Raw genomic sequence first — 26,122 nt, forward strand, 5'->3', positions numbered from 1 at the left:
AAAAAAGATGCTCATCCAAGCGAAGCAACAAATATCCATTTCTTTTTTGTCCTTAGCCGGCAGCTTACATCAGCGTATCCTGAAGGTGCTCTTCCTGGGGCTCTTCAGCATTCTTGTATTTACAGCACAGGGACAAATAGAGAATGATATTCCCCCTATACCCAATCCACCCAGGTTAGTGAACGACTTTTCGGGAAGCTTTTTGACCCCCGAGCAAAGAGAGGCGCTGGAGCGCAAGCTGGTAGCTTATGACGATAGTACTTCTAACCAGATCGCGGTGGTAGTAGTGGACGACCTGAAAGGGTATTCAAGAGATGAGTTTGCCATTGCGCTGGGTAGAAAATGGGGTGTTGGCGGACAAAAACAATTTAGTAATGGTATTGTCATATTAGTTAATACAGGAACCAAAGGTGGTCAGCGCGGGGTTTTCATTGCGCCTGGCTACGGCCTCGAAGGTTCGGTTACTGATTTGATCGCGGATCAGATCGTACAAAATGTTCTGATTCCTTACTTCCGTCAAGGGAGTAATTACAGAGGGCTCGATGAGGCTACCACAGATATAATGGATGCTGCGGCTGGTAAATACCAGGCGCCGGATGGTTATAATCAGCGGGGTAAAAGTGGCCGGGGTTCTGGTCTCTTAATGGCGGCCATTATTCTTCTTATCATTATTGTTATTATCAGCCGCAGGGGCGGCGGTGGCGGTGGCGGTTATGTATCGCGCCGTGGTTATCGTGATAACTGGGGTGGCCCGGTAATATTCCCCGGTGGCTGGTCAGGAGGAGGTAATAGTGGCGGTGGCGGCTGGTCGGGCGGAGGAGGTTTCGGTGGTTTCGGTGGCGGTGGTTTTGGCGGCGGCGGCGCGGGTGGCAGCTGGTAAGTGATGAAGTGAATACTTACGATTATGCTTAATAAATTAAAATTCATGCTGCTTGCCGGTTTGCTGCCCCTGCAGCTGTGGGCGCAGCAAACCGCAGAAAAACTGGTTCAGGAGACCCAATACCTGCTTTATTTACCAGAAAATTATAAAAACGATACTGCCCGCAAATGGCCATTGGTGATATTTCTACACGGATCGGGCGAAAGCGGCGATGATTTGAATAAGGTTAAATATCATGGTCCCCCCAAACTGGTAGAAGCCGGTCGCAAATTCCCTTTTATCCTGGTTTCGCCCCAGGCTCCGCCCCGTATGGGCTGGCAGGTAGACGTGTTGAAAGCCCTGCTAAATGATCTGAAGAAAAAATATAAAGTAGATGAAGACCGGGTATATATGACGGGGTTAAGCATGGGTGGTTTTGGTACCTGGAACTATGCGGAAAAATATCCCTCTGATCTGGCAGCTATTGCACCGGTGTGCGGTGGCGGAGATACCGAAAAAGCCTGGACGCTGCGCTACATGCCCATTTGGTGCTTTCACGGAGCTAAAGATGATGTAGTATTACCCGCAGCTTCCATCAGTATGATCGATGCGGTTCGTAAGTACAATAAGAAGGCTGAAGTGAAGTTTACACTATATCCGGATGCGAATCATAATAGTTGGGACGGGACTTATAATAACGACAGTCTGTACCAATGGCTGCTTTCCAAGAAACGGTTCCGTTTTAGCCCGGTTACAGTGCCCGATGCCACTTTGAAGTCTTATGTCGGCAAATATACTGATGCAAAAAAAGATACGGTGTCTGTGATCATGGAAGAAGGACGGCTCCTGGTGAAAGATGTCAACAACAAAATTTTACTAAAGGGTTCGTCCCTTACTAATTTCTACTGGCAGGATGATGCTGTAGATGAAATAGAGTTTACCAAAGGCTCTGATGGCGCCGTCCGGGGCTTTTCTTTATTAATGGGCGAGCGTAAATTTTTCCGGCGTATAGAAAAATGATATTTTAATGGAAATATTAAACAAAACCTAAAAGTTTTCAATTTGCCCGGGACAAACGTCAAACCGATTATTTCAGTTAAATTTGCCTGCAAGAAAAATTATTTTATTTAATGAACAGGCATTTTCTTTTCTCGGCTTTATTGATGCTCCTTTCTTTTGTCGGCTTCGGGCAGGGTTACCAGGTACAGTCAAAGTACTTCGTTTATCTTCAAACAGAACCCGCACAGCCGTTTTACATAAAGATCAACGGGCAGCAAATCAGCGCCAATGCCTCAGGATATTTAATTCTCCCCCAGTTAAAGGATGGTGATTATAAATTAACGGTCGGTTTCCCCGATAGCAAGACAGCCGAGCAACGTTTCGATTTCAAAATTGATTCAAAAGATAAAGGTTACCTGATAAAGGATTACGGAAATGACGGTTGGGGCTTATTTGACCTGCAAACCATGGCAGTTCAAAAAGCGTTGAAGGGAAATGAAGAAGTGGTAACAGCAAAGGCAACGCCTCCTGCACCCAGGGCTGAACCCAAAAAAGAAACTACCCCTTCGGAAAATGTATCAGATTTTACAAAAGTATTGTCGCAGGCAGCTAACGACCCGAGTTTGTTGGAAAAACCTAAACCTCAGCCAGTGGAGGAAAAACCGGTTGCAGTAGTAACACCACCACCAGGCGAAAACAAACAACCTGCTAGTGTGCAGGAGCGGCCGGTTGTCAGAGTGCCTGATAACAGCTCAGCAGCAGAGCCTGTTCAAACAAAAACATCAAAAGGTGTTACGGTGGTTTACGACGACAGGAACGAATCAGGGCAGGTAGATCCTATCACTATTTTTATTCCGGAACCCCAAAACAGCGGACCTAAAGAGCCTGTATCCACTCCCGCTCCACCTGCAGTAACAGAGAAAAAAGAAACAGTGGCGGCAAATGAAGGCGGACAGTCAGGTGGTTTTAAGGTAGAAGAGAAAGCTGCTATTTCCCAGCCGGCAGCTTCGGAAAATACAGTGGCAAAAACAACGAATGCAGCTTGTAAAGCTATAGCGGCGGAAGATGACTTTTTAAAATTGCGCCGTGCAATGGCGTCAGAAAGTAATGATGATAGCATGATCGCGCAGGCTTCAAAAGCATTTAAAGCTAAATGCTATACAACGGCTCATATCAAATACCTGAGCAGTATGTTTCTTTCAAATGCGGGGAAGTATAATTTTTATGCTGCAGCATATCCTTTTATAGCGGATAGGGAGAACTTTGCATCGCTCGCATCTGAAATTAAAGATGGCGCTTACCGCGATAAATTTAATGCACTGGTTCAATAAGCTCAGGTCATTTTCCATCATTTTAAAATTGTAAACAGTATTGCGTTATTTCCTGGAAGTAGCTTATAAAGGTACCCGGTACAAAGGATTTCAGATCCAGAAAAATGCATTGACCATCCAGGGCGAGATTGAAAAGGCTTTTGAAGTGCTTTTCAAACAACCCGTTGAACTTACAGGGTCTTCCAGGACGGATGCCGGCGTTCATGCCCGGCAAAACTTTTTCCATTTCGACTGGCCGGAAACCTTTGAGCAGAAATGGATCTACAATTTGAATGCGATTCTTCCCGGGGACATATCCATCAATAGTATTAATGAAAAAAATAGTGATGCGCATTGCCGTTTTGATGCATTAAGCAGAACTTACCATTATCACGTCTATCAGTATAAAAATCCCTTTATAGCAGACCGCGCTTATTTTTATCCCTACTCGGTAAACATAGCATTACTGAACAGCGCTGCTGCCCTGTTAAAAGAGTATACCGACTTTACATCCTTCTCAAAAAAAAATACACAGGTAAAAACGTTCAACTGTACGATACTGCAGAGTGAATGGGTCCTGAAAGATGATCAATTGATTTATATTGTATCGGCCAACCGCTTTTTGCGTGGTATGGTTCGGGCGCTTACGGCCACTATGCTCAAGGTAGGAAGGGGTACTGTGTCCCTGGATACATTTAGAAACATTATTGAATCTAAAGATTGCAGCAACACTTATTTTGATACCCCTGCGCATGGGTTGACACTGATGCAGGTGAGTTATGAGTAAGCAACCATAACCCGATTCCAGACCGAGAAACCCTATCGATATCACCACTACCTCTCTTAAATAATTTTGGCCGGAATAATTGTTAAAGTAAATTTAATACGACACTGCTATTTAAAAAGTCACCTTTGCACAAATTCCGATGCTAATGGAGCTTCAAACCCTGCAGAAACTTAAGGACGGAAATCATCGTGTATTTACTGATTTGTACGAGCGCTTTTATCAAAAAGTGTTTGGTTATTTTATGCAAAAAGCACGGCTCGAAGATGTGGCGCAAGACCTTACCCAACAAACTTTCATCAAGTTATGGCAGTACCGGTCTTCAATAGATCTTGATCTTTCGATAGATCAGCAGCTGTTTCAAAAAGCAAGGCAAGTGCATATCGACTGGTTGAGGAAAGAAGCCGTTTACCGGAAGCATATTGTTGAAACGCACACCGAAACGGAACGTGAGTATCGGCTCAACTCATCGATCGAACCTGTTGTAGGATTAAAGCAAAGCTTAACTGTTGCCATCAATAGTCTTCCCGAAAAACGTAAAGAAGCTTTTGAACTCAAACATGTCTATGGCTTGTCGTACAAGGAAATCGCAGCCATAATGGATGTTTCCGTAAAGACAGTTGATAATCACTTGTTAAAGGCAACCTCTCAACTGCGTAAGTATTTCGGACTGCTCATATGGTTTATTGCTAGCGAGATTTAATAAACACAATTTTCATTTTATTTTTATTCAGGATAGGGGAAACTCTAAACTAACACGTACTACTTATTAGTTAAGGAACTCAATGCACCGAAAACAGCTTATAAAAAAATTTTTGAGGAACGAGTGTTCTGCGGAAGAAGCTGAGCTGGTGATGCGGTATCTGCAAGAGGAGCCCTCCTTACTGGATGAAATGGCGGGACAGCATGAGTGGGATAAAGTGCCTGAACACCGGTTGATAAATCCTGATGTAGACAATGCCATGCGTCGTAAGGTGAAGGCAGAAACATCAGTCACGCCGGTTCGTCGAATAATGGCCATAGTTGCAGCAGCCTGTTTGGCCGGAATTATTTTATTAGGCTACTTCATGAGATTGAACAATCATGAAAAGCGGCCGGTTGCAGTTGCCGGGGATAAACTGGAAGAGCTGGTAAATACAACATCCGCCATTCAAAAGTATTTGCTTTCCGATGGGTCAGTGGTTGATTTGTATCCGGGGGCGGCTATCAATTTCGAAAAAGAATTTAAGAGCAATCGGCATATCTATCTGAAAGGCAAAGCCGGTTTTGATGTGATGAAAAATAAGCAAAAGCCTTTTGTGGTGTATGCTTCTGATATTACCACTACGGCCTTAGGTACTTATTTTACAGTATCTGAATTGGATAACAGAACTGTTGAAGTGCAATTGTTCGAAGGGAAAGTTGCCGTCAAATCCGTATCACCTGATATTAAAATGGATGATGTGTATCTGACGCCGGGAAATCAATGCCGCATCAACCTTCAAACATCAGTTGTATCAGTGACACTCATTCCGGTCCTGAAATCCACTCAGCCCACTTTACCTATAACACCCACCTTAAAGCCGGAGATTACAGTAAAGGAAAAAGCTGTACCGACAATGGATTTTGTGAAAGCCCCGGTGAGTGAGGTTTTCAGCCAACTGGAGCAAATATATGGGGTTGCAATTGACTATAACGATACCGGGATAGAGGGGGCTTATTTTACAGGCCTATTCAAGCCAGGCAGTTCAATAAATACTGTGTTGGATATTGTATGCGCCATGAACGGCCTTAGCTGGCAAAGAATAAATGATACCATACGGGTTGAGAAAAGTAAAGCGGGAGAAACTGTAGAAGTAGATGCAAAGCGGCAATTGACCAGAAGTACTTTAACCCAGATCGCAAAGAATGATAATAGTATATTGCTACCACAGGCCAGGGACATTGAGGTAACTGCAATGGCTCCGGAAATAATAAAGCCGACAACCTATTACGTACAGGAAGATGGAACAATCCTGTTTAATAAGACACGGTTGGCAGATGCATTAGAAATACTACAGAAAATAAAGTCTTCTAAAATATATTTCTTCAACAACGAAATTGAGCATGTCTACATTACAGGTTCGGTAGATCATAATAGCTCTTTAGAACAAGCCTTAACTGCAATATGCGCTATGAATGGCCTTCGTTTGGATATCGAGAAAGAGCAGTTTATAATTCGCAGGAACTAATTCCACCGATTAAAAATAAAATAGAATGAGTCAACGAAAACGTATTTGCCGTTTAGGCATAGCTGTTTTATCTTTTCTTTTCTCGCTAAAGGCTGTTGCGCAGGAGCCGGTAATAGTAACCGGTACTGTTTATGACGAACAGTCGAAGCCAGTAGAACTTGCTACGGTAATTGCTATCAATAAGGTTGATACAACTGTCCGTTATATCACATCCACTAATGAAGCAGGCATCTTTCGCTTCAATCAACTGATGCCAAACAGTACCTATCATTTCAGGGTGTCGCATGTAGGGTTTCAACAGCATGCTATTAATGATTTTGAAATCAAAGCAGGCGAGAGCAACTCGCTTTTTATCAAACTTGTATCTTCTGTAAATGCACCACTGGACGAAGTAATTGTAGTGGGTTATGGTACGCAAAAAAAGGTAACGCTCACAGGTGCTGTAACCCAGGTAAACGGAGATGATTTCAGGGACAGGCCCGCTACCAATATCTCTTCCATGTTGCAAGGAGCAATTCCCAACTTAAATATCAGGTTTGGTGGTGGCGCGCCAGGTACCATGGGCACCCTTAATGTTCGGGGAGCCACATCTTTCAGTGGCAATAATCCAACGAACGGAGGACCTTTGGTTTTGATTGATGGAACACCAGGAACCCTTGATCGCTTATCGCCTGAAGAAGTACAAAGCATTACAGTGTTAAAGGATGCTGCCTCTGCGGCGGTATATGGCGCCCGGGGAGGCTTTGGAGTGATCCTGGTTACAACTAAATCAGGTGCCTCGGGTAAGTTTTCTATGCGCTACAATAATATTTTCGGGAACGCTACCCCTACTGTAAGAACCGATTTTATGACCAGTGGCTACGAGTGGATGAAGTTGAATGATGCAGCTTTGGCCCATGTGGGCGGGTACTCAGGTTACACCGAGCAGGATTATGCGGAATTGTATGCCAGAAGAAACGATGTAACCGAAGATCCGTCACGCCCCTGGGTAACGGTTCAAAACCGTAACGGGAAAGATCAGTATGTGTACTATGGTAATTACGATTGGTGGGATGCTATGTTCACCAAATGGCAACCCTACCAGAACCATAATCTCAACATCACCGGGGGCTCAGATAAAGTGACTTTCATGATCAACGGTAATGCCAAATTTATGGACGGCATCATGCGCCTCAATACTGACAAGTATAATACCTATGGACTGAGAACAAAAGTAGCTGCCAAACTGAATGACTGGATCAAAATATCGCAGAATACCAATTTCTATCACATGAAGTATGATTATTACGGAAGGAACGGCGGCGCCAATGCCAATTTCGTACATATTAATGTGCATGCCTCCCCGGCTTATGCGCCCTGGAATCCTGATGGAACCGCAACTTACAGAACCGGTTTAAATAATTATGATATCGCCGATGGATTGTATAGCATTTTAATTAATGGTAAGTCCCGTGGCGTAGACCGTAAGTATGAATTAACCAGCATATCGGAGGCGGTTATCACACCTTTCAAAGGGATGACAATTACCGGTAATTTTTCATACAATTTATACACCGATCCAAGCTTTTACAGAGAAGCGCCCTCTACTTATTCGTTGTACCCCGGGGTGGAAGAGCCGGTACCACGTTTTATTACGGACAGGTTATCAGAAAGCCAGCAATTCAACCAGGTATTGGTGACCAATGTATTTGCGGAATACAACAAGTCTTTTGCGCGTACCCATAATTTTAAAGTAATGGCCGGCTACAACCAGGAGCATCATAGATCGAAGAGGATTGGTGCTGCCCGTTTTAACCTGACATCACAGGAGTTAAACGATCTTGATCTTGCAACAGGTGATATGACTACCTCCGGCGGTTCCAGTGCTTTTGCTTTAAAAGGTGCTTTTTACAGGGTTAACTACGATTACAAAGGAAAATATCTTTTGGAAACGAGCGGACGCTACGATGGTTCATCCAGGTTTCCGAAAAATGATCGCTGGGGCTTCTTCCCGTCTGCTTCAGCAGGATGGCGGGTAAGCGAAGAAGGTTTCTGGACTGGCTTAAAGCAGGCTGTGAGTGACTTTAAGATCAGGGCCTCTGTTGGCCAACTGGGCAACCAGGCGGTAAGCAGCCCATATCCCTATGTGTCTACTCTAAACCCTTTTGTGCCTGGTAGCAATGGCTATGTTAATTACATTTTAGATGGTGAACGTATGGTGTATTATAAAGCGCCGCAACCAGTATCTGCAAGTCTTACCTGGGAGCGCATTACCACCTATAACGGAGGGATTGATCTCGGTTTTTTGCGGAACAGGTTGTTAGTTACTTATGATCAGTATGTGAGATATACTTCCGGAATACTGGCTGCAGGCATAAAAATTCCTAACGTGTATGGTGCTACGCAACCTTTAGAGAATGTAGCGGATATCCGTACGCAGGGCTTTGAGCTATCGTTAGCCTGGAAGGATCAGTTTGCTGTGGGTGGTAAACCTCTGATGTATACTCTGGGCGCTATGTTAAGTGACAATTATGCCACGGTTACAAAAGTCAATAATCCTACACGCCAGACTTTTACCATGTATGAGGGGAAACGCATGGGGGAAATATGGGGATACGTTACGGATGGCTATTTCAGAACGGATGCGGAGGCAAGAACTTACCCTGTTGATCAGCGATGGTTGAATGGGGTGCGTAATGATAATAATATTCCACTTCGTGCAGGAGATCTCAGGTGGGTTGACCTGAATGGTGATGGTATTATAAACGCAGGAGCCAACACAGTAGACGACCCGGGCGACCAGCGCAGACTAGGTAACTCAACGCCCCGCTATTCTTATGCATTCAATGGCGGTATCAACTGGAACGGTTTTGACGTTGCAGCTTTTTTTCAAGGCATAGGCAAACTGGATTGGTATCCGGGTAACAATGCAGATCGGTTCTGGGGGCCTTACTCGCGTCCTTACTTCAGCTTTATTCCCAAAGATTTTGCGAATGATGTCTATAGCGCCGAAAACCCCAATGCTTATTTTCCCAATCTGCTGGCTTATGTAGCTTTGAACGCGAACAATGAATTGCGGGCCACCAATAATAAATACCTGCAGGATCTGGCTTACCTGCGCTTAAGGAATCTGACCATCGGGTACCGTATTCCTGAAACCTTTACTAAAAGATACAAGATCCAGTCATTCCGTGTTTTTGCGAGCGGCGAGAACCTGGTTACCTGGACCAAGCTCCGTACAAAGTATATAGACCCCGAACAGGCAATGGCGAATATCGACGGACGGGTATATCCTTTCACCAAAATTTATTCCTTTGGTATTGATATCACTTTTTAATCTATCTGATGATGCAAACAAATACCATGTTCAAAGAACATTTTAAAATTGGAACAATGAGATTTATAAATACTTTAATTGTTGCAGTCGCAATGCTATTAATCGCATCTTGCAATAAAGACATCCTGGAGCAATATCCTACAGATTCTGTTTCGCCACAAACCTTCTTTAAAACAGAAAATGACTTAAAAGCCTATACCAATTCTTTTTATACCTATATGCCGGGCGCGGATTATATCTATGGAGAGGACTGCGACAATATCGTGAAATCATCGGTAGGCAGGGAGATCAGTGGCACACGTCTCGTTCCAACCACCGATACCAGGTGGGGTTGGGAGCCTTTGAGAAATTTTAATTTTTTCCTTAACAATCAAAATGTGATCAATTTTCCCGATCAGGTGATCAGGGATAAGTATGTTGGTCTGGCAAGATTTGCAAGAGCTTCTTTTTACTTTGATAAAGTGAAGTCTTACGGCGATGTTCCCTGGTATAGCATGGTCATTGAAAATACCGATATTAACAGTCTTCAAAAAGCAAGGGATCCAAGGGCTTTGGTAATGGACTCTGTACTGGCTGATATCGATTTTGCTATTGCTCATTTAGACCAAACGAAGAGTGTAGAGCGCATTACCAAGTGGACAGCATTGGCCTTAAAATCACGCATCTGCCTGTATGAAGGAACCTGGAGGAAATACCATACGGAGTTTAATATTGCAGGTGCCGATAAATTCCTTAATGAATGCGTAAGTGCTTCACAGGAACTAATGAGCTCTGGCATTTACACCCTTTATACCAAAACAGATGGTCCATCAGGGAAAGCCTACCAGGATTTGTTCGCGCACTTAAAGTTGGACCCAGTGTCTGACGAGGTGATTATGGGGCGCCGCTTCGATAACACCCTGGGTATTCGTCATAACCTACAGTTTTATATCACAGCCAGAACGCAGGGTAAACCCGGTTTGGAAAAGCGATTAGTAAATAGCTACCTGATGGCTGATGGTTCAAGGTTTACTGACAAGGCCGGCTACGATACCATGCAGTATTTTACCGAGGTACAGGACCGTGATCCCCGGTTGGCCCAAACGATACGCACTACCGGGTATCGAAGGGTGGGGGCTACCGCCAATAGCTCTGTAGATTTCAATGCTACCATGACCGGCTACCAACCTATCAAATGGATGAATATTGCGGCTATGGATGGGAGTGGTCAATCTTACCAGGATCTTTTATTATACCGCTTCGGCGAAGTGTTACTGAATTATGCGGAGGCGAAAGCCGAATTAAATATCCTCACCCAGGCCGATATAGATATGTCCATCGGGAGATTGAGAGAGCGTGTGGGCATGCCCGACATGGATATGGCAGCAGCAAATGCGAATCCGGATCCTTACCAGGCCGCTTTATATAAGAATGTAAGCGGAGCTAACAGGGGAGTGATACTGGAAATACGAAGAGAGCGTCGGATTGAACTGGTCATGGAAAATAATAACCGGTGGGATGATCTCATGCGTTGGAAAGAAGGACATTTACTGGCTACACCTTTTAAAGGTATGTATTTCCCCGGAGCGGGCAGGTATGACCTGGATAGGAACGGAACTGCAGAACTGGAGATTTATACAGGATCCAGACCTCCTGAAACCGGGCCTTACCAGTTAGCGGTAAGCGAATTGGATAATGCTTCCAGGGGTAATATTATTACGAATGTGAACATAACAAAAACCTTCAACGAGAGTAGAGATTATTTATGGCCACTACCTGTTGAAGACCTGACACTGAACACTAATTTGAAACAAAACCCGGGATGGGAATAGCAAGCTTTAAAATAAATGATATGCGTACAAACAGATGGACAATTTCCGGCGGCATCCTGCTATTGTTAAGTACTTTGCTGATTTTGGTAATGGGATGTAATAAAGATCCCTATATGCCTGATGGCGAAGCCACTTATTATGGACAGGGTGACGGCAGGTTTGGTGGTAATAACGAGGAGCAGCCCTTGCTGGGCTCCATAAAGATAATGACCTATAATATTCATGCGGGTTCGCCTCCTGCTTATCCGGATTCGGTAGATATGCCTGCTATTGCGAAAGCGATTGCCACGGCAAACCCTGATGTGGTTTTCCTCCAGGAAGTAGATAGAGGCACCAACCGTAACGGGTATACGGGTGATCAGGCCAAAGTGCTGGCTGATTCACTGAAGATGAATTTTATTTACTATTCAGCAAGGGAATACCTGCGCGGCTTCTACGGCGTTGCTATTCTGAGCAAGTATCCGCTCTACACGGTTCGAAAATACTTACTTAAGCTGGAGAATGAATCTACTGAACAAAGAGTATTGGGTACCGCTTACATTGATTTGCCTGGCCGGGATTCTGTAATGGCTGCAGTTACCCATTTGCAGCACAATAGCGCTACTAATCGCCTGCAACAGGCCAATGATATAGCGGGTATTCTTGCTCTAAGCGATGCAAAAGTAGTTTTTGGCGCGGATCTGAATGAGCAGGAGAGTGCAACCGGATTCTTTAATGTATTTGACCAGATGCTTACACGTACCTGCATTGGCGGTAACTGTCCGCGAACATTTAATGCGCAGAATCCTACCTCGGTAATCGATTACCTGGCTTATAGGCCGGCTACTGCCTTTAGCGTTATTACACATAGTGTGGTGGCAGAGCATTATGCTTCTGATCATCTTCCTGTAATAGCTGAATTGAAATTTCACCGATAAAAAAATATTGACATGAACTATTTACACCTGATCAGATATGCTCTTTTCTTTTGCACAATATTGGGCTTTGCAACAGGCTGCGGTAAGAAAGAGTGGGTAGAAAAAACGGGCAATGGTCCCGATATAAAAATTGATGCACAATACGCGAATATAGCCCGTGTCAATGTGGGCGATGTGGTTACGATACCAATTACCGTATCTTCTACAGTGGGCGTTAAACGTTTGTCTTATTACTTTATTAATCAAACCGCTAATGGAACTACTTCTGAGGCACCGGTTCATGCCGATAATACGGATTATCCGTCTACCTTAACAAAAGAGATACAGTTCACCATACGACCAGCAATGGTTGAACTGGTGGTGGTTTCTTTTGATAAAAACAATAATAGCTCAGAAGTGCATATTAGAATGTCTGAAATACGCGCGTTACCGGTAATGACATTCAAGGACGGTATTAAATTCCAGGAGACGGTTTTTGAGAAAAAGAGGCTGAACGTACAGGGACAAATAACATCCACACATGATCTTTCAAAGATTTCTTACCGGACCATCATTAACGGAGTGCTTTCTGCCGAGACCGCTATACCATTTACGGATAAGAAATCAACGGCATTTGTCGCAGCACTCGTAGTGCCTAAAGGACTTACTGATGTAATTATTACTGCTGCCAATATCTATGACGGAAATGTGGTGGATACTTTTAAAGTAGGCCGTGTTGCCGATGACGCGGTAAGCATTGCTCTGGCGGGTATTTCAGGAACTATTCCTTATCTCTATGCAGATAGTTTGAATGTATTTAGTGGGCAGGTAAGCTCCGGATCTGATTTAAGCAGTCTTAGTTATGCAATTAAGACCGGTGGGGTATATGGTGCTGAACAGTCTATCAACTTGGGAACACCTCCGGATGAGTTCAGTTTCACTGTTCCTGTTCAGGGGGCTGTGGGGATGGAAGCCATTCGTATTAGCGGGCGTAACGCAGGGGGCAAAGAGCAGGTATTGGAATACCCAATAGGGAAGGTCAACCGACGTTTATTGCGGTTTACCAATATCGTGTTGACGACGGAAATAGGTCCGGGAAAGAATAACTGGTTCTCAGCTTATAAAGCGCCACATGTATTTGATGTGACCAATGCAGCGGCGGCCCAGGAGATGATTGATTTCGGTACCATTATATATAACAATGCGTTTAGGTTTGTGCCACCTTTTATATACACTGCCGGTGCAGCTTATCAAACAGCGGCTGCTCCTTATATGGAAGGTTTTACGAAAGCTACTTATACATTGGTTACTGCCAATCGAAGGAGTGTAACGCCTGCGGCTATGGACAGCCTGCTTTGGGATTCTAACCTGGACAACTTTATTAATGTAAATATTAAAGGTCCAGGCCCGGTAGGAGAAAACTATAATGTAAGTACTACCAACAGGCGTGTGAGTGCAGATCCGGTAACCAATACGGGTGTGATCATTGGTTGGGGCTCCTGGAACCTGGCCACCGGTGCCGTAAATAACCAGGCATTTGGTGTGGTGCTGGTAAAAAGCTATACTACAACCGGGTCGGGCAGGGGTGCGGTTACTATCGATGTTGTAGTGCCGGCAGAAAACCAGCGGGCAAGGTTTAACCTGGTTTCTATGCTCGGGTATCCAAGTCCGTAAGGGCTACTTATATATAGTATACTCAGGGCTGCACTATAGTGCAGCCCTTTTTGTATGTAGCTGGTTGGTATTTGACAGCCAGTGTCTAATATCCAGCATCCAATATACAGGCATCCAGTATCTGGTATTCGAATTTTAATATTCTAATTAGTTGATAATTAGATAGTAACGGTATATTATCGTATTTTTCGAATATTTTTTTAAATAAATTTGGTAAAAAGTTTTGTGTTGTGATAAAGAGTTCTATATTTGCACCCCGTTAGTGAGTAACGCAGTTCTTAAAGTGTTTGTAGGAGTTTGGTAATGAGTAGGTTGGGAAGATTTATTAAAAATAAATTTGGTGAATTAAAATAAAGCTTTTACATTTGCATCCCGTTTTTGAGTAGAGTAACGGGAAATAGTTCTTAGAAAAGCCCTTAGGGTATTGAATAACAAATTAATAATGAATGTCTTAAGTTTTAAGCATTCCGCTTATTTCCCACCTTGCAGTTGAGTCTGCGTCTTGAAAAAAAAGATTGAAAAAAGTTGGTTAAGTTTCGAAAAGATTTCCTTATCTTTGCCGTCCGAAAATACTGAATCGGTTAGTTCTTAGAGAGGTTTTGAGTGATGTTTTTTGAGTGTAGTTCTTCAAAAATAAATTCAAAAAAGTTTCGAAAAAATTTGGCAGATTGAAATAAAGATACTAGCTTTGCAATCCCAATTAAAAACAACGGTTACGGAAGTTGTTTAGCTCTTCAGAAAGTTTATAGTAATTTGAGTGATTGGCCCGCGGATGATGAGAGATCGGGATGGTATTTTACGCTCATTAAGTTTAGAAATTAGTTCTTTAGATATTTGATAATGACATTAGGTCTGGTGGTTCATAACCATAATTATCGCTTCAATCATTGGCATATTGGCATATTAGCTGGTTAGCAAATTGATTAAAGTTCTTTGAAAGTTTGGAAACAATAGCACAATCAATTTACTCTATTAAATAGAGTGACACGAAAGGTAAGTCAAAAAGCAAATAACATTCGATTTTTGACACGTTAATTTTTCTTCTTGAGAATTTTTAATAGTCAGCAATCAAACTCATTTACAACGGAGAGTTTGATCCTGGCTCAGGATGAACGCTAGCGGCAGGCTTAATACATGCAAGTCGAGGGGCAGCGGGGACTTCGGTCCGCCGGCGACCGGCAAACGGGTGCGGAACACGTACACAACCTTCCTTTTAGTGGGGGATAGCCCAGAGAAATTTGGATTAATACCCCGTAACATGTTGGTGAGGCATCTCACTGATATTATAGTGGCAACACGCTAGAAGACGGGTGTGCGTATGATTAGGTAGTTGGCGGGGTAATGGCCCACCAAGCCTTCGATCATTAACTGGTGTGAGAGCACGACCAGTCACACGGGCACTGAGACACGGGCCCGACTCCTACGGGAGGCAGCAGTAAGGAATATTGGTCAATGGAGGAAACTCTGAACCAGCCATGCCGCGTGGAGGATGAAGGTCCTCTGGATTGTAAACTTCTTTTATATGGGACGAAAAAGGGACTTTCTAGTTCAACTGACGGTACCATATGAATAAGCACCGGCTAACTCCGTGCCAGCAGCCGCGGTAATACGGAGGGTGCAAGCGTTATCCGGATTCACTGGGTTTAAAGGGAGCGTAGGTGGGTTGGTAAGTCAGAGGTGAAATCTCCGAGCTTAACTCGGAAACTGCCTTTGATACTATCAGTCTTGAATATTGTGGAGGTTAGCGGAATATGTCATGTAGCGGTGAAATGCTTAGATATGACATAGAACACCAATTGCGAAGGCAGCTGGCTACACATATATTGACACTGAGGCTCGAAAGCGTGGGGATCAAACAGGATTAGATACCCTGGTAGTCCACGCCCTAAACTATGGATACTCGACATACGCGATAAACAGTGTGTGTCTGAGCGAAAGCATTAAGTATCCCACCTGGGAAGTACGACCGCAAGGTTGAAACTCAAAGGAATTGGCGGGGGTCCGCACAAGCGGTGGAGCATGTGGTTTAATTCGATGATACGCGAGGAACCTTACCTGGGCTAGAATGCGAGTGCCGTACCGTGAAAGCGGTATTTCTAGCAATAGACACAAAGCAAGGTGCTGCATGGCTGTCGTCAGCTCGTGCCGTGAGGTGTTGGGTTAAGTCCCGCAACGAGCGCAACCCCCATCACTAGTTGCCATCAGGTAACGCTGGGAACTCTAGTGAAACTGCCGTCGTAAGACGCGAGGAAGGAGGGGATGATGTCAAGTCATCATGGCCTTTATGCCCAGGGCTACACACGTGCTACAATGGGTAGGACAAAGAGTTGCAACACGGTGACGTGAAGCTAATCTCAAAAACCTACTCTCAGTTCAGATCGTAGTCTGCAACTCGACTACGTGAAGCTGGAATCGCTAGTAATCGTATATCAGCAATGATACGGTGAATACGTTCCCGGACCTTGCACACACCGCCCGTCAAGCCATGAAAGCCGGGTGTACCTAAAGTCGGTAACCGTAAGGAGCTGCCTAGGGTAAAACTGGTAATTGGGGCTAAGTCGTAACAAGGTAGCCGTATCGGAAGGTGCGGCTGGAATACCTCCTTTTTAGAGCAAGCACTTACCGTGCTGTTGTTTCCTCTTCTTTCAAATATATCCCCCACCCCTAAAGGGGAGTATATTAAAGTAATTAAAAGTCCCTTTAGGGATTTAGGGTAAGTTCTTTACATAAGACCTGATGGCCAAATTTGAGTACGGCAATCTAAAGCCAGCTGATAATTATCATTTATCATTAGCATATTAGCTAATTATCAAATTGGCACATTAGTAAACAGATCCGTAGCTCAGCCTGGTTAGAGCACTACACTGATAATGTAGGGGTCACCAGTTCAAATCTGGTCGGGTCTACCAAAAAACTCTGGGGGGTTAGCTCAGTTGGCTAGAGCATCTGCCTTGCACGCAGAGGGTCATCGGTTCGACTCCGATATCCTCCACAAAGTAGAAGGTAAGGCGTTAAGCCTCACAGAATAGTTCTTTACATAAGATGATAATGACTTAAAGATATTTTAAGGTCTGATGGTTCGTAACCATATTATCAACTATGCTTTGATACCCCTTTAGGGGTTAGGGGCAAAAGTTCTTTGACATATTGGAAAAAATATTGTTAGGAGAGTACCTAACATAGTTTATCGATCATAATTGTAAAAATATCACCAAATATTTTGGTTGGTCTGAAGCAATGTGGTCGGGTAACAACTACAACAAACTAAATAAAAAGTCCAGATGAGAATCTGGCCTCATATTAATTAAGTTTTATAAACTTTTTTAAAGCAATTAAGGGCGTATGGTGGATGCCTTGGGTCTGAGAGGCGATGAAGGACGTGGTAAGCTGCGATAAGCCAGGGGGAACTGCACACGAGTATTATATCCCTGGATTTCCGAATGGGACAACCTGTTACGTTGAAGACGTATCACTCGAAAGAGAGCCAACCCGGAGAACTGAAACATCTAAGTACCCGGAGGAAAAGAAAATAAGTCAATGATTCCCTAAGTAGTGGCGAGCGAACAGGGAAGAGCCTAAACCGGCTTCGCGTGCGGAGCCGGGGTTGTAGGACCACATTTAGAAAGCATCATCAAGCTGAATTTTTTGGAAAATTAAGCCATAGAGCGTGAGAGCCGCGTAAGCAGAAATTGATGTGGACGAGTGGTATCCTGAGTAGGGCGGGACCGGAGGAATCCTGCTTGAATCTGCCAGCACCATCTGGTAAGGCTAAATACTCCTCAGACACCGATAGTGAACCAGTACCGTAAGGGAAAGGTGAAAAGCACCCTAAATAAGGGAGTGAAATAGTACCTGAAACCGTACGCCTACAAGCGGTCGGAGCATCTTTATGGTGTGACGGCGTGCCTTTTGCATAATGAGCCTACGAGTTAGTCCTCACTGGCGAGGTTAAGTTTTAAACAACGGAGCCGTAGCGAAAGCGAGTCCCAATAGGGCGCTTAGTCAGTGGGGCTAGACGCGAAACTTTGTGATCTATCCATGGGCAGGTTGAAGGTGTGGTAACACACACTGGAGGACCGAACCCGTTGACGTTGAAAAGTCTTGGGATGACCTGTGGATAGGGGTGAAAGGCCAATCAAACTGAGAGATAGCTCGTTCTCCCCGAAATGTTTTTAGGAACAGCCTCGGTTTATAAAGTCTGTTAGAGGTAGAGCTACTGATTGGGCTAGGGGGCTTCACCGCCTACCAAACCCTGACAAACTCCGAATGCTAACAGATGTTTACCGGGAGTGAGGCTGCGGGCGCTAAGGTCCGTGGCCGAGAGGGAAATAACCCAGAATAGCAGCTAAGGTCCCCAATGCATAGTTAAGTTAATCAAACGATGTAGAGCTTCTATAACAGCCAGGATGTTTGCTTGGAAGCAGCAATTCATTTAAAGAGTGCGTAACAGCTCACTGGTCGAGAGGCTCTGCGCGGAAAATAATCGGGTATTAAACTATGAACCGAAGCTCTATGATTGCCACCAGGTGGTATATCGGTAGGGGAGCATTCTGACTGCATCGAAGGTGTACGGCGACGTATGCTGGAGCGGTTAGAAAAGAAAATGTAGGCATAAGTAACGATAAATAAGGTGAAAAACCTTATCGCCGAAAGTCTAAGGGTTCCTGATCAACGTTAATCGGATCAGGGTTAGCCCGGTCCTTAGTCAAACCCGAAAGGGGTAGACGATGGAAAGCAGGTTAATATTCCTGCGCCCACTATGCATTAAAAGTGACGGAGAATGCTAGCACTACAGGCTGACGGATTAGCTGAGTGGATCCTTCGGGTGAAGCGTAAGTGTGAAAGTTCTTCCAAGAAAAGCGAGCATAGCGGCCGGTACCGCAAACCGACACAGGTAGACGGGATGAGTATTCTAAGGCGCTCGGGTGAGCCGTGGAGAAGGAACTAGGCAAATTGATGCTGTAACTTCGGGATAAAGCATACCTACTTCGGTAGGTCTCAGTAAAATGGTTCAACCAACTGTTTAACAAAAACATAGGGCCCTGCAAAATCGAAAGATGACGTATAGAGCCTGATACCTGCCCGGTGCTGGAAGGTTAAGGAAGGATGTTCGGAGTAATCCAAAGCTTCTGACTGAAGCCCCAGTAAACGGCGGCCGTAACTATAACGGTCCTAAGGTAGCGAAATTCCTTGTCGGGTAAGTTCCGACCTGCACGAATGGTCTAATGAGTTGAACGCTGTCTCCTCCACGAGCCCGGTGAAATTGTAGTATCGGTGAAGATGCCGGTTACCCGCCACGGGACGGAAAGACCCCGTGAACCTTCACTACAACTTTGCATTGATTTTGAATTACGGATGTGTAGCATAGTTGGGACGCTATGAAGCGGTGGCGCCAGCCATTGTGGAGCGGTCGTTGAAATACCAACCTTCTTTGATTTAGAATCTAATCCCTAGCGGGAAACAGTGCATGGTGGGTAGTTTGACTGGGGTGGTCGCCTCCTAAAGAGTAACGGAGGCTTGCAAAGGTTCCCTCAGTACGGTTGGTAATCGTACGCAGAGCGCATTAGTATAAGGGAGCTTGACTGTGAGGCAAACAGGCCGAGCAGGGACGAAAGTCGGCTAAAGTGATCCGGCGGTTCTGTATGGAAGGGCCGTCGCTCAAAGGATAAAAGGTACTCCGGGGATAACAGGCTGATCTCCCCCAAGAGCTCATATCGACGGGGAGGTTTGGCACCTCGATGTCGGTTCGTCACATCCTGGGGCTGGAGAAGGTCCCAAGGGTTCGGCTGTTCGCCGATTAAAGTGGCACGTGAACTGGGTTCAGAACGTCGCAAGACAGTTCGGTCCCTATCTGTGGTGGGCGTTAGTAAATTGAGAGAACATGACCTTAGTACGAGAGGACCGGGTCGTACGTACCGCTGGTGTATCAGTTGTGCCGCCAGGTGCAATGCTGAGTAGCTAAGTACGGACAGGATAAACGCTGAAAGCATCTAAGCGTGAAACCTATCTCAAGATGAGTTTACTTTTAAGGGCCGTAAGAGACTATTACGTTGATAGGCTACAGGTGTAAAGGTGGTAACATCAAAGCCGAGTAGTACTAATTGCCCGTACGCTTTAATTTTATTTGTTAGGTACTCTTCTAATTTTTTTGATTTTCCAATATGTTATTTTATTGTTGGTTGACAAGTTTAAATGTTGACATGTTGAAAAGGATCGTTCCTTGTAAACATATCAACTAGTTCAACTAATTACCTTTTTATGGTGGTTATACCAAGGGTGTTCACCTCTTCCCATACCGAACAGAGAAGTTAAGCCCCTTAAGGCCGATGGTACTGCACCACAATGCGGGAGAGTAGGTAGCTGCCATTCTTTTTGAAAGAGCCTCACATTTTTTGTGAGGCTTTTTTTATGCACCTGCCCTAACGCAACAAGAGTGCCCAGGCAGCGCTCTGCTCACCTGAAGGATCTTTGCCCTGTAAACCGAGCAACCAGGCAACTAATTAGTCAACTGATCCTTTATCGCTGCCCCGTCTGTGCAGCCGGCAGGCGTTTATACACAACATACGGCATGACACTGCCGATATCCCTACCTGCTGCGACACCACATTCAATATAGAACGGACAAGAGGTGCTCTGGCCGTTTTGAAACGGGATCACCTGAATTAATGATACCAGCAATTTTGGATTACATCTATCTTTATGATCTATTGTAGAATAAGGAATATGCAGTAGCTTATGAGGCCACGGACTTGGGCCCCAAGACAGTAATGATTGAGTAAGCTATTTTCTGTTTGGCCTGTCAAGATCCAATTAACAACTATGGTAATTTTATATACCATTATGCTTCTACTGGGGCCGCTGCCACTTCGGAGAACGCTCCGCTTAGTGCTCCTCGAAGAAAAAATAAGGAAATCGGGATTGCCGCTTCCGGTCTTGTGATAAATATTCACCCTGTCGGGCACTATAAAGGTCCCACAACAGACAGGGTGCATGTGAGATACAACAGCATCATACCGGGCCGGTGTCATGAAACGAACTTTTTAACCACCTACGGCAGGTACCGGATCGGACAAACCGTTCCTGTGAAATATATTCCGGAGCAGCCGGATAAAATTGTGGTAGCTTTAACAAGAGGTTGCTGGCTGCTGCTCAATTTCACCACCCTGCTGTTTTTATTTGTTTTGTTTGCTATATATAAAATTGATGAAATGGTAAAGGGTAATAGTTATTAGAGTGGTGTTGTTTACATAAAAGGAACCGGTAGATGGAAGTGAAGCAGAATACCGGATCAAAACTAAACCGTTTTTTCCCAAAAAATTATGATTATGCGGTATCTATTTTTTCTTTTCTTTATTTTGACACTAACCGTTATTGGTTGCGGAGAAAACAATTACAGGCAGCGGGTTTTTGATGTACACCTGCATGGCAGCCCGGCGCCCGGAAAACAGCTTGCAGATCTTTTCGGGAGTGGTGTGCGCACAGTTGCTGTCAGTACATCCTGGAGGGAGCAGCAGACTTACCAAAGCAGTTCGCAATTAAAAGTATTGCATGGCTTGATGGTACCCTGCCCGAACGGCAAAGTGCCCTACAGCGGACAGAACTGCTTTGAAGATGGAAAGGAATGGCCGGAGCCCGGCTGGGTGGAGGAGCAGGTAAAAGAAGGAAAGATCGATTTTATAGGAGAAGTGCTGACTCAATACCAGGGGATTTCACTATCCGACACATTGATGTATCCTTATTACGCCATAGCGGAAAAATATAGCCTGCCGGTAGGTGTTCATACGGGTAGCGCAGGGCCAGATCATGGCTGCCCGGGTTTCAAAGAAGAAATGGGGAATCCTGTTTTACTGGTAAAAGTCTTGCAGCGGTTTCCGAAGCTCCATGTATGGCTGATGCATGGAGGCGGCCCATTCGTAGCAGAATGTATCAACATGATGAAAGCTTACCCCCGGCTTTATGCAGATATTTCTGTATTAAACAATCCGGATATTACCCCGGCTACAGATTTTGGAAATATTATGAAATCTTTTATAGCCGCGGGACTGGAAGACCGTTTATTGTTTGGTTCAGATAATGCAGCTATCCCCACGGTGATAGCATCGGTACACAAACTGGCGTTTCTTTCAGAAAATCAAAAGAGAAAAATTTTTTTTGAAAATGCCTCCGTTCTCTTTAGAAATAAATAATGCGATCTAATTGGTTGATGGCATTAAAAAATATATACCTGTGAAAATAGCAGGTTGCCGATCTATATAATCCATGATTATGACCGGCCGTAATAGAAATACCTTGAGACTATGTAAACAACGGCTAAAGCCGGTATCTTTGCAGCTCAAGTTTAATCCGCTGCAAGTGAAATTTACAGAATTTGGTTTTGACGACCGTTTAATGGAAGGCATTGAGGCCTCCAATTATCAACAAGCTACTCCCATACAGGAACAGGCCATTCCCCATATACTTAATGGTAAAAACATACTGGCTTTTGCGCAAACCGGCACCGGTAAAACCGCTGCCTTTTTATTGCCGCTCATCAACAGGTTACTTACAGAAGAAACCAGCAGTAACGGCATCAGTGCAATGATCATTGTACCCACCCGTGAACTGGCCATTCAAATATCCCAACACCTGGAGGGATTATCCTATTTTACCAACCTGAGCTCTATTGCAGTATACGGTGGTGGTAATGGCAATGATTTTATACAGGAAAAGAAGGCAATGACCATGGGCGCTGATATAGTGGTATGTACGCCCGGAAAAATGATGGCTCATATCAAAATGGGCTATGTTAAGTTACAGTCTTTGCGCTACCTGGTGTTAGATGAAGCAGACCGTATGCTGGATATGGGTTTTTATGAAGACATCATGTTCATTATCGGCAAACTACCCCAGGAACGGCAAACCATGCTGTTTTCAGCAACCATGCCTCCCAAAATAAAAACATTAGCAAGGAATATATTGAAAGATCCTGTAGAGATCAGCATTGCCATGAGCAAGCCGCCCGAAAAAATATTGCAGCAGGCTTATATGGTATATGATGAGCAAAAAATTCCTTTGATACAGTACCTGCTTAAAGAAAAGCAGTATAAAGGCGTACTTATTTTTTGCGGTAGTAAAGTAAAAGTAAAAGAGCTGGCAAGAGACCTGCGAAGAGTAGGTATTAAGGCGGGTGAGATACATAGCGACCTGGAACAGGATAGCAGGGAGGATGTGCTGATGCAATATCGAAGCGGAAGACTACCTGTGCTGGTGGCAACTGATATCCTCGGGCGTGGAATTGACATAGATCATATTGATCTTATCATCAACTTTGATGTTCCCGGCGATGGCGAAGATTATGTACATCGCATTGGACGTACCGCGAGGGCTGAAGCAACAGGTAGCGCTTTTACCTTCGTGAATCCAAAAGAGCAACGTAAGTTTCAGGCAATTGAAAAATTGATCGCAAAGGAAGTGGATAAAATGACGATACCTGAGCACCTGGGGCAACAGCCCGCTTATAACCCCACGCCTCAAAATCCTCCCAGGAGAAAAAAGGGATATTACCGGCATTCCGGTAACAGGCATAAATAAAGCAAGACTCCCGATTATATAAAGTTGAGCTGGGATGCTTTTCGCACCAGCGAAGCTACATTCCGGCTGTCAAATTTACTGAGCAGATTTTTGCGGTGCGTATCAACGGTAGTTATACTTATATAAAGCTGCTCCGCAATTTCATTATTGGTAAGTCCATTGGCAATGAGCTCCAGAACTTCTTTTTCACGGCGGGTGAGAATAATATTGATATCGGGACTTTGCTGCAAAGCAAGCGCTGCTTCATTGCTGAAAAATAATTTCCCTTTTATAACGGTGTGAATGGCTTCCACAAGTTCCGGCCGGGTGGCATTCTTTAATATGTAACCCGATGCGCCGTTATCCATCATCTTACTGATAAAACTATGCTGGTTAAAAGTGCTGAGCCCAATGATGAAAATGGAGTGATAAAGTGATTTTACTTCTTTACACAGATCGATCCCTGTTTTATCGGGCAGGTTAATGTCCATTAGAATAACATCGGGTTGGTTATTTTTGAGGAAAGCCAGGCAGGATGCAGCACTGGTGGCATGTCCCATCCAGCTGATGTCTTTTTCCTGCACCAGTAAAGATTGGATGCCTTCTATGATCATATAGTGATCATCAACTATAAAGAGATTGATTTGCATTTTTTCTATTTGCGGGTGCTACACTATTGTCAGGTTAAAGGTAACTCAATCAAAACAGACGTGCCTTTGTTATTAGCAGACTGAATATCCAGTTTGCCGTTTAAAAAAAGGATCCTGTTTTCAATATTGCTCCATCCGATGCCTGTACTTTGTTTGAGTGAAGCGGTATCCAATCCTTTCCCATCATCTTCTACTGTTACCGATAAGGTGTTGCCGGTAACACTTAGTTGTACAATTGCAGTTTTTGCTGCTGCGTGTTTAATGGTATTGTTGATCAGCTCCTGAACAATACGATAGATCGTAACAGCCACTGTTTGCTCTAATTGAACATCATTAAGCCCTATGGACTGGTAAGACACCTTAAGCGCACCACTCTGTGAAATATGCAGGCAGAAATCCTGTAGTGCGGTATCCAAACCAAATTTAACCAATGCCTCGGGCATCATATTATGGGCCACACGGCGCATTTCCTGTATAGAACTGTCCAGCATGTCTACACTGCGCTCAAAAGCCTGTGCATTTTCAGGTGTCATTATAAGATTTCCCTTCATGGTATTTAAAGAATATTTTATGCCACTTAGCATGCCCCCCAAACCATCATGCAGATCTTTGGCGAGGCGCGTACGTTCCTGCGATTCCCCTTTTAATATGGCTTCAGTAGCAGTTAATTGTTGTTGGGTTTCGAGCTCTGTAATGCGCTGCTGTTGCAGCTTTTGCCGGTTTTGATAGTTTCGGTATGATAATATAATAATAGATAATAAGGCAGCAGCACTACCAATTAAAATGTAATTAAGTATACTCTTTTGGCGAATGCTTGCCTTCTGTAATTCGAGCTGTGCTTCCTTTTTTTCTGTTTCGTATTTTTTTGCAGCTTCTATTTCATAACCGGCGAGATCATCTTTCAATAGTACTCCTTCAATGGAGTCGGACTTTTCCTCATACCACTCTGCTTTTTTGAAATCATACTTAGTGTAGCTTATTTTAATCAATAGGTTGTATAATTGCAACAATAGTTGATCATCATTTTTCGCATTTTTCAAGCCTTCGAGGGCTTCCTGTTCTGCTGCTTCATACCTGTTATAAAATAAGTGATTGTATCCGTTAAAAAGAGGAACGTATTTTAAATCAGATGGAGCAATAGGAGCTTTTGGGTTGCTGGCTATAAATTCATTGAGTTCCTTGGTGTATTGGTTTAACTGTTTACTATCGCCTTCATCTATGGCAACAAATGACAGATTGATGAGTGCTTTAACCACTGATCGGGGGATATTGTTTCGATAAGCCAAAGCCAGCTGTTCTTTATAGAGCTTTTCTCCTTCTTTAGCTCTTCCTAGTTCTACATTCGAGGCAGCAGTATTATTTAGGCTGACAAGCAACCCTTTTAAGCTGTTATATTTCTTGCCGGCATCAATACCTTTTAAACCGTACTCAATAGCTTTTTCGTATTGCCCAAGCTCATAGTACAAACGTGAAAGATTACCAAAAGTAATAGGTAAGTTAATTGTGTCTTTTAGCTTTTCTGTTAGTTTTAAGGCCTGGTGTGCTACTTGTATTGCGAGACTGTCTTTTTTTAAATTAATATACACAGTGAACAGTGCCCTCAAGGCATCGGCCTTATTGCTGAGATTTTTGTATTTCTCAGCTGATTCTAGTGCTTTTAAATTGTAGTCCAAAGCCTTTTCGAAATCCTGTGTAGCGTGATATAGTTTAATGCCCGCATAATAATAATCAAAAAATAATTGATTGGCGTCTAACTTGGTTAGCAGTATTTTACTCTCATCAAGAAAGTAGGCTGCCGAATCCGTATCATTTTGTACATATTCACTAACAAGGGCAAGGAGCAGTTTTATTTTGTTGGTATCTTCCCTGGCAGAGGGTAGTGATTTTAGCAGGCTATCCGTGCTTTTTTGCTGTGCCAATATTCCTTGTATTGAAAGAAATAACGCAAATATTATTATGCATCTTCTCATAGTTTGTTATTGGGTTACAAAGTAGTACACAGGCTCATTCGAATTTCTCCCTGTTTTCCATGATTTTTCTAAAAAGCCAAACTCAATTTTGGGC

15 protein-coding genes, 2 tRNA genes and 3 rRNA genes are annotated in these 26,122 nt (G+C 44.0%); 18 read left to right on the plus strand and 2 right to left on the minus strand.

What is annotated here, in order from left to right:
- Positions 1-7: 7 nt before the first annotated feature.
- The 18 genes from U0035_RS18845 (at position 8) to U0035_RS18930 (ending at position 23,429) form a co-directional block, all read left to right on the plus strand.
- Positions 8-880: a TPM domain-containing protein gene (locus tag U0035_RS18845; RefSeq protein WP_114791491.1), complete on the plus strand. Its 873-nt coding sequence runs from the start codon at positions 8-10 to the stop codon at positions 878-880.
- 24 nt (positions 881-904) lie between these two features.
- Positions 905-1,879, plus strand: a complete 975-nt coding sequence (locus U0035_RS18850) for a prolyl oligopeptidase family serine peptidase (RefSeq protein ID WP_211316462.1) — start codon at positions 905-907, stop codon at positions 1,877-1,879.
- Positions 1,880-1,989: 110 nt separating this feature from the next.
- Positions 1,990-3,189: a DUF4476 domain-containing protein gene (locus U0035_RS18855; protein WP_114791489.1), complete on the plus strand. Its 1,200-nt coding sequence runs from the start codon at positions 1,990-1,992 to the stop codon at positions 3,187-3,189.
- A 40-nt stretch (positions 3,190-3,229) separates the two neighbouring features.
- Positions 3,230-3,955 (plus strand): tRNA pseudouridine(38-40) synthase TruA, encoded by a 726-nt coding sequence (gene truA / locus U0035_RS18860; RefSeq protein ID WP_114791488.1) that lies wholly within the window; start codon positions 3,230-3,232, stop codon positions 3,953-3,955.
- 145 nt (positions 3,956-4,100) lie between these two features.
- Positions 4,101-4,655, plus strand: a complete 555-nt coding sequence (locus U0035_RS18865) for an RNA polymerase sigma factor (protein ID WP_162817911.1) — start codon at positions 4,101-4,103, stop codon at positions 4,653-4,655.
- Positions 4,656-4,767: 112 nt separating this feature from the next.
- Positions 4,768-6,162, plus strand: a complete 1,395-nt coding sequence (locus U0035_RS18870; RefSeq protein WP_162817910.1) for a FecR family protein — start codon at positions 4,768-4,770, stop codon at positions 6,160-6,162.
- Positions 6,163-6,187: 25 nt separating this feature from the next.
- Positions 6,188-9,478 (plus strand): SusC/RagA family TonB-linked outer membrane protein, encoded by a 3,291-nt coding sequence (locus U0035_RS18875; RefSeq protein WP_114791485.1) that lies wholly within the window; start codon positions 6,188-6,190, stop codon positions 9,476-9,478.
- Positions 9,479-9,534: 56 nt separating this feature from the next.
- Positions 9,535-11,289 carry a RagB/SusD family nutrient uptake outer membrane protein gene (locus tag U0035_RS18880; RefSeq protein WP_114791755.1) on the plus strand — a complete coding sequence of 585 codons (1,755 nt, stop codon included), beginning with the start codon at positions 9,535-9,537 and terminating at the stop codon, positions 11,287-11,289.
- Positions 11,290-11,309: 20 nt separating this feature from the next.
- On the plus strand, positions 11,310-12,206 hold the full coding sequence (locus tag U0035_RS18885) for an endonuclease/exonuclease/phosphatase family protein (protein ID WP_162817909.1): 897 nt from the start codon (positions 11,310-11,312) through the stop codon (positions 12,204-12,206).
- Between the two features lie 12 nt (positions 12,207-12,218).
- Positions 12,219-13,859, plus strand: a complete 1,641-nt coding sequence (locus U0035_RS18890) for a hypothetical protein (protein ID WP_114791483.1) — start codon at positions 12,219-12,221, stop codon at positions 13,857-13,859.
- Between the two features lie 1,080 nt (positions 13,860-14,939).
- Positions 14,940-16,465, plus strand: a 16S ribosomal RNA gene (locus tag U0035_RS18895).
- Positions 16,466-16,690: 225 nt separating this feature from the next.
- Positions 16,691-16,768 (plus strand) — tRNA-Ile (locus U0035_RS18900).
- Positions 16,769-16,777: 9 nt separating this feature from the next.
- Positions 16,778-16,851 (plus strand) — tRNA-Ala (locus U0035_RS18905).
- A gap of 330 nt (positions 16,852-17,181) precedes the next feature.
- Positions 17,182-19,980, plus strand: a 23S ribosomal RNA gene (locus tag U0035_RS18910).
- 136 nt (positions 19,981-20,116) lie between these two features.
- Positions 20,117-20,228, plus strand: a 5S ribosomal RNA gene (rrf, locus tag U0035_RS18915).
- Together the 16S, 23S and 5S rRNA genes with 2 tRNA genes alongside form the textbook arrangement of a ribosomal RNA operon.
- A gap of 422 nt (positions 20,229-20,650) precedes the next feature.
- On the plus strand, positions 20,651-21,091 hold the full coding sequence (locus U0035_RS18920; protein ID WP_114790515.1) for a hypothetical protein: 441 nt from the start codon (positions 20,651-20,653) through the stop codon (positions 21,089-21,091).
- Between the two features lie 93 nt (positions 21,092-21,184).
- Positions 21,185-22,045, plus strand: a complete 861-nt coding sequence (locus U0035_RS18925) for an amidohydrolase family protein (protein WP_114790953.1) — start codon at positions 21,185-21,187, stop codon at positions 22,043-22,045.
- Between the two features lie 166 nt (positions 22,046-22,211).
- On the plus strand, positions 22,212-23,429 hold the full coding sequence (locus tag U0035_RS18930; protein WP_114790954.1) for a DEAD/DEAH box helicase: 1,218 nt from the start codon (positions 22,212-22,214) through the stop codon (positions 23,427-23,429).
- A gap of 14 nt (positions 23,430-23,443) precedes the next feature.
- Here the strand turns inward: U0035_RS18930 and U0035_RS18935 are convergent, their stop codons facing one another.
- The gene (locus tag U0035_RS18935) at positions 23,444-24,058 is read right to left on the minus strand and encodes a response regulator (RefSeq protein ID WP_114790516.1); all 615 of its coding nucleotides are present in this window, start codon (positions 24,056-24,058) and stop codon (positions 23,444-23,446) included.
- Positions 24,059-24,087: 29 nt separating this feature from the next.
- Positions 24,088-25,977 (minus strand): tetratricopeptide repeat-containing sensor histidine kinase, encoded by a 1,890-nt coding sequence (locus U0035_RS18940; RefSeq protein ID WP_327138705.1) that lies wholly within the window; start codon positions 25,975-25,977, stop codon positions 24,088-24,090.
- Positions 25,978-26,122: the final 145 nt, after the last annotated feature.

It is taken from the genome of Niabella yanshanensis (assembly GCF_034424215.1).
Lineage (GTDB): Bacteria > Bacteroidota > Bacteroidia > Chitinophagales > Chitinophagaceae > Niabella > Niabella yanshanensis.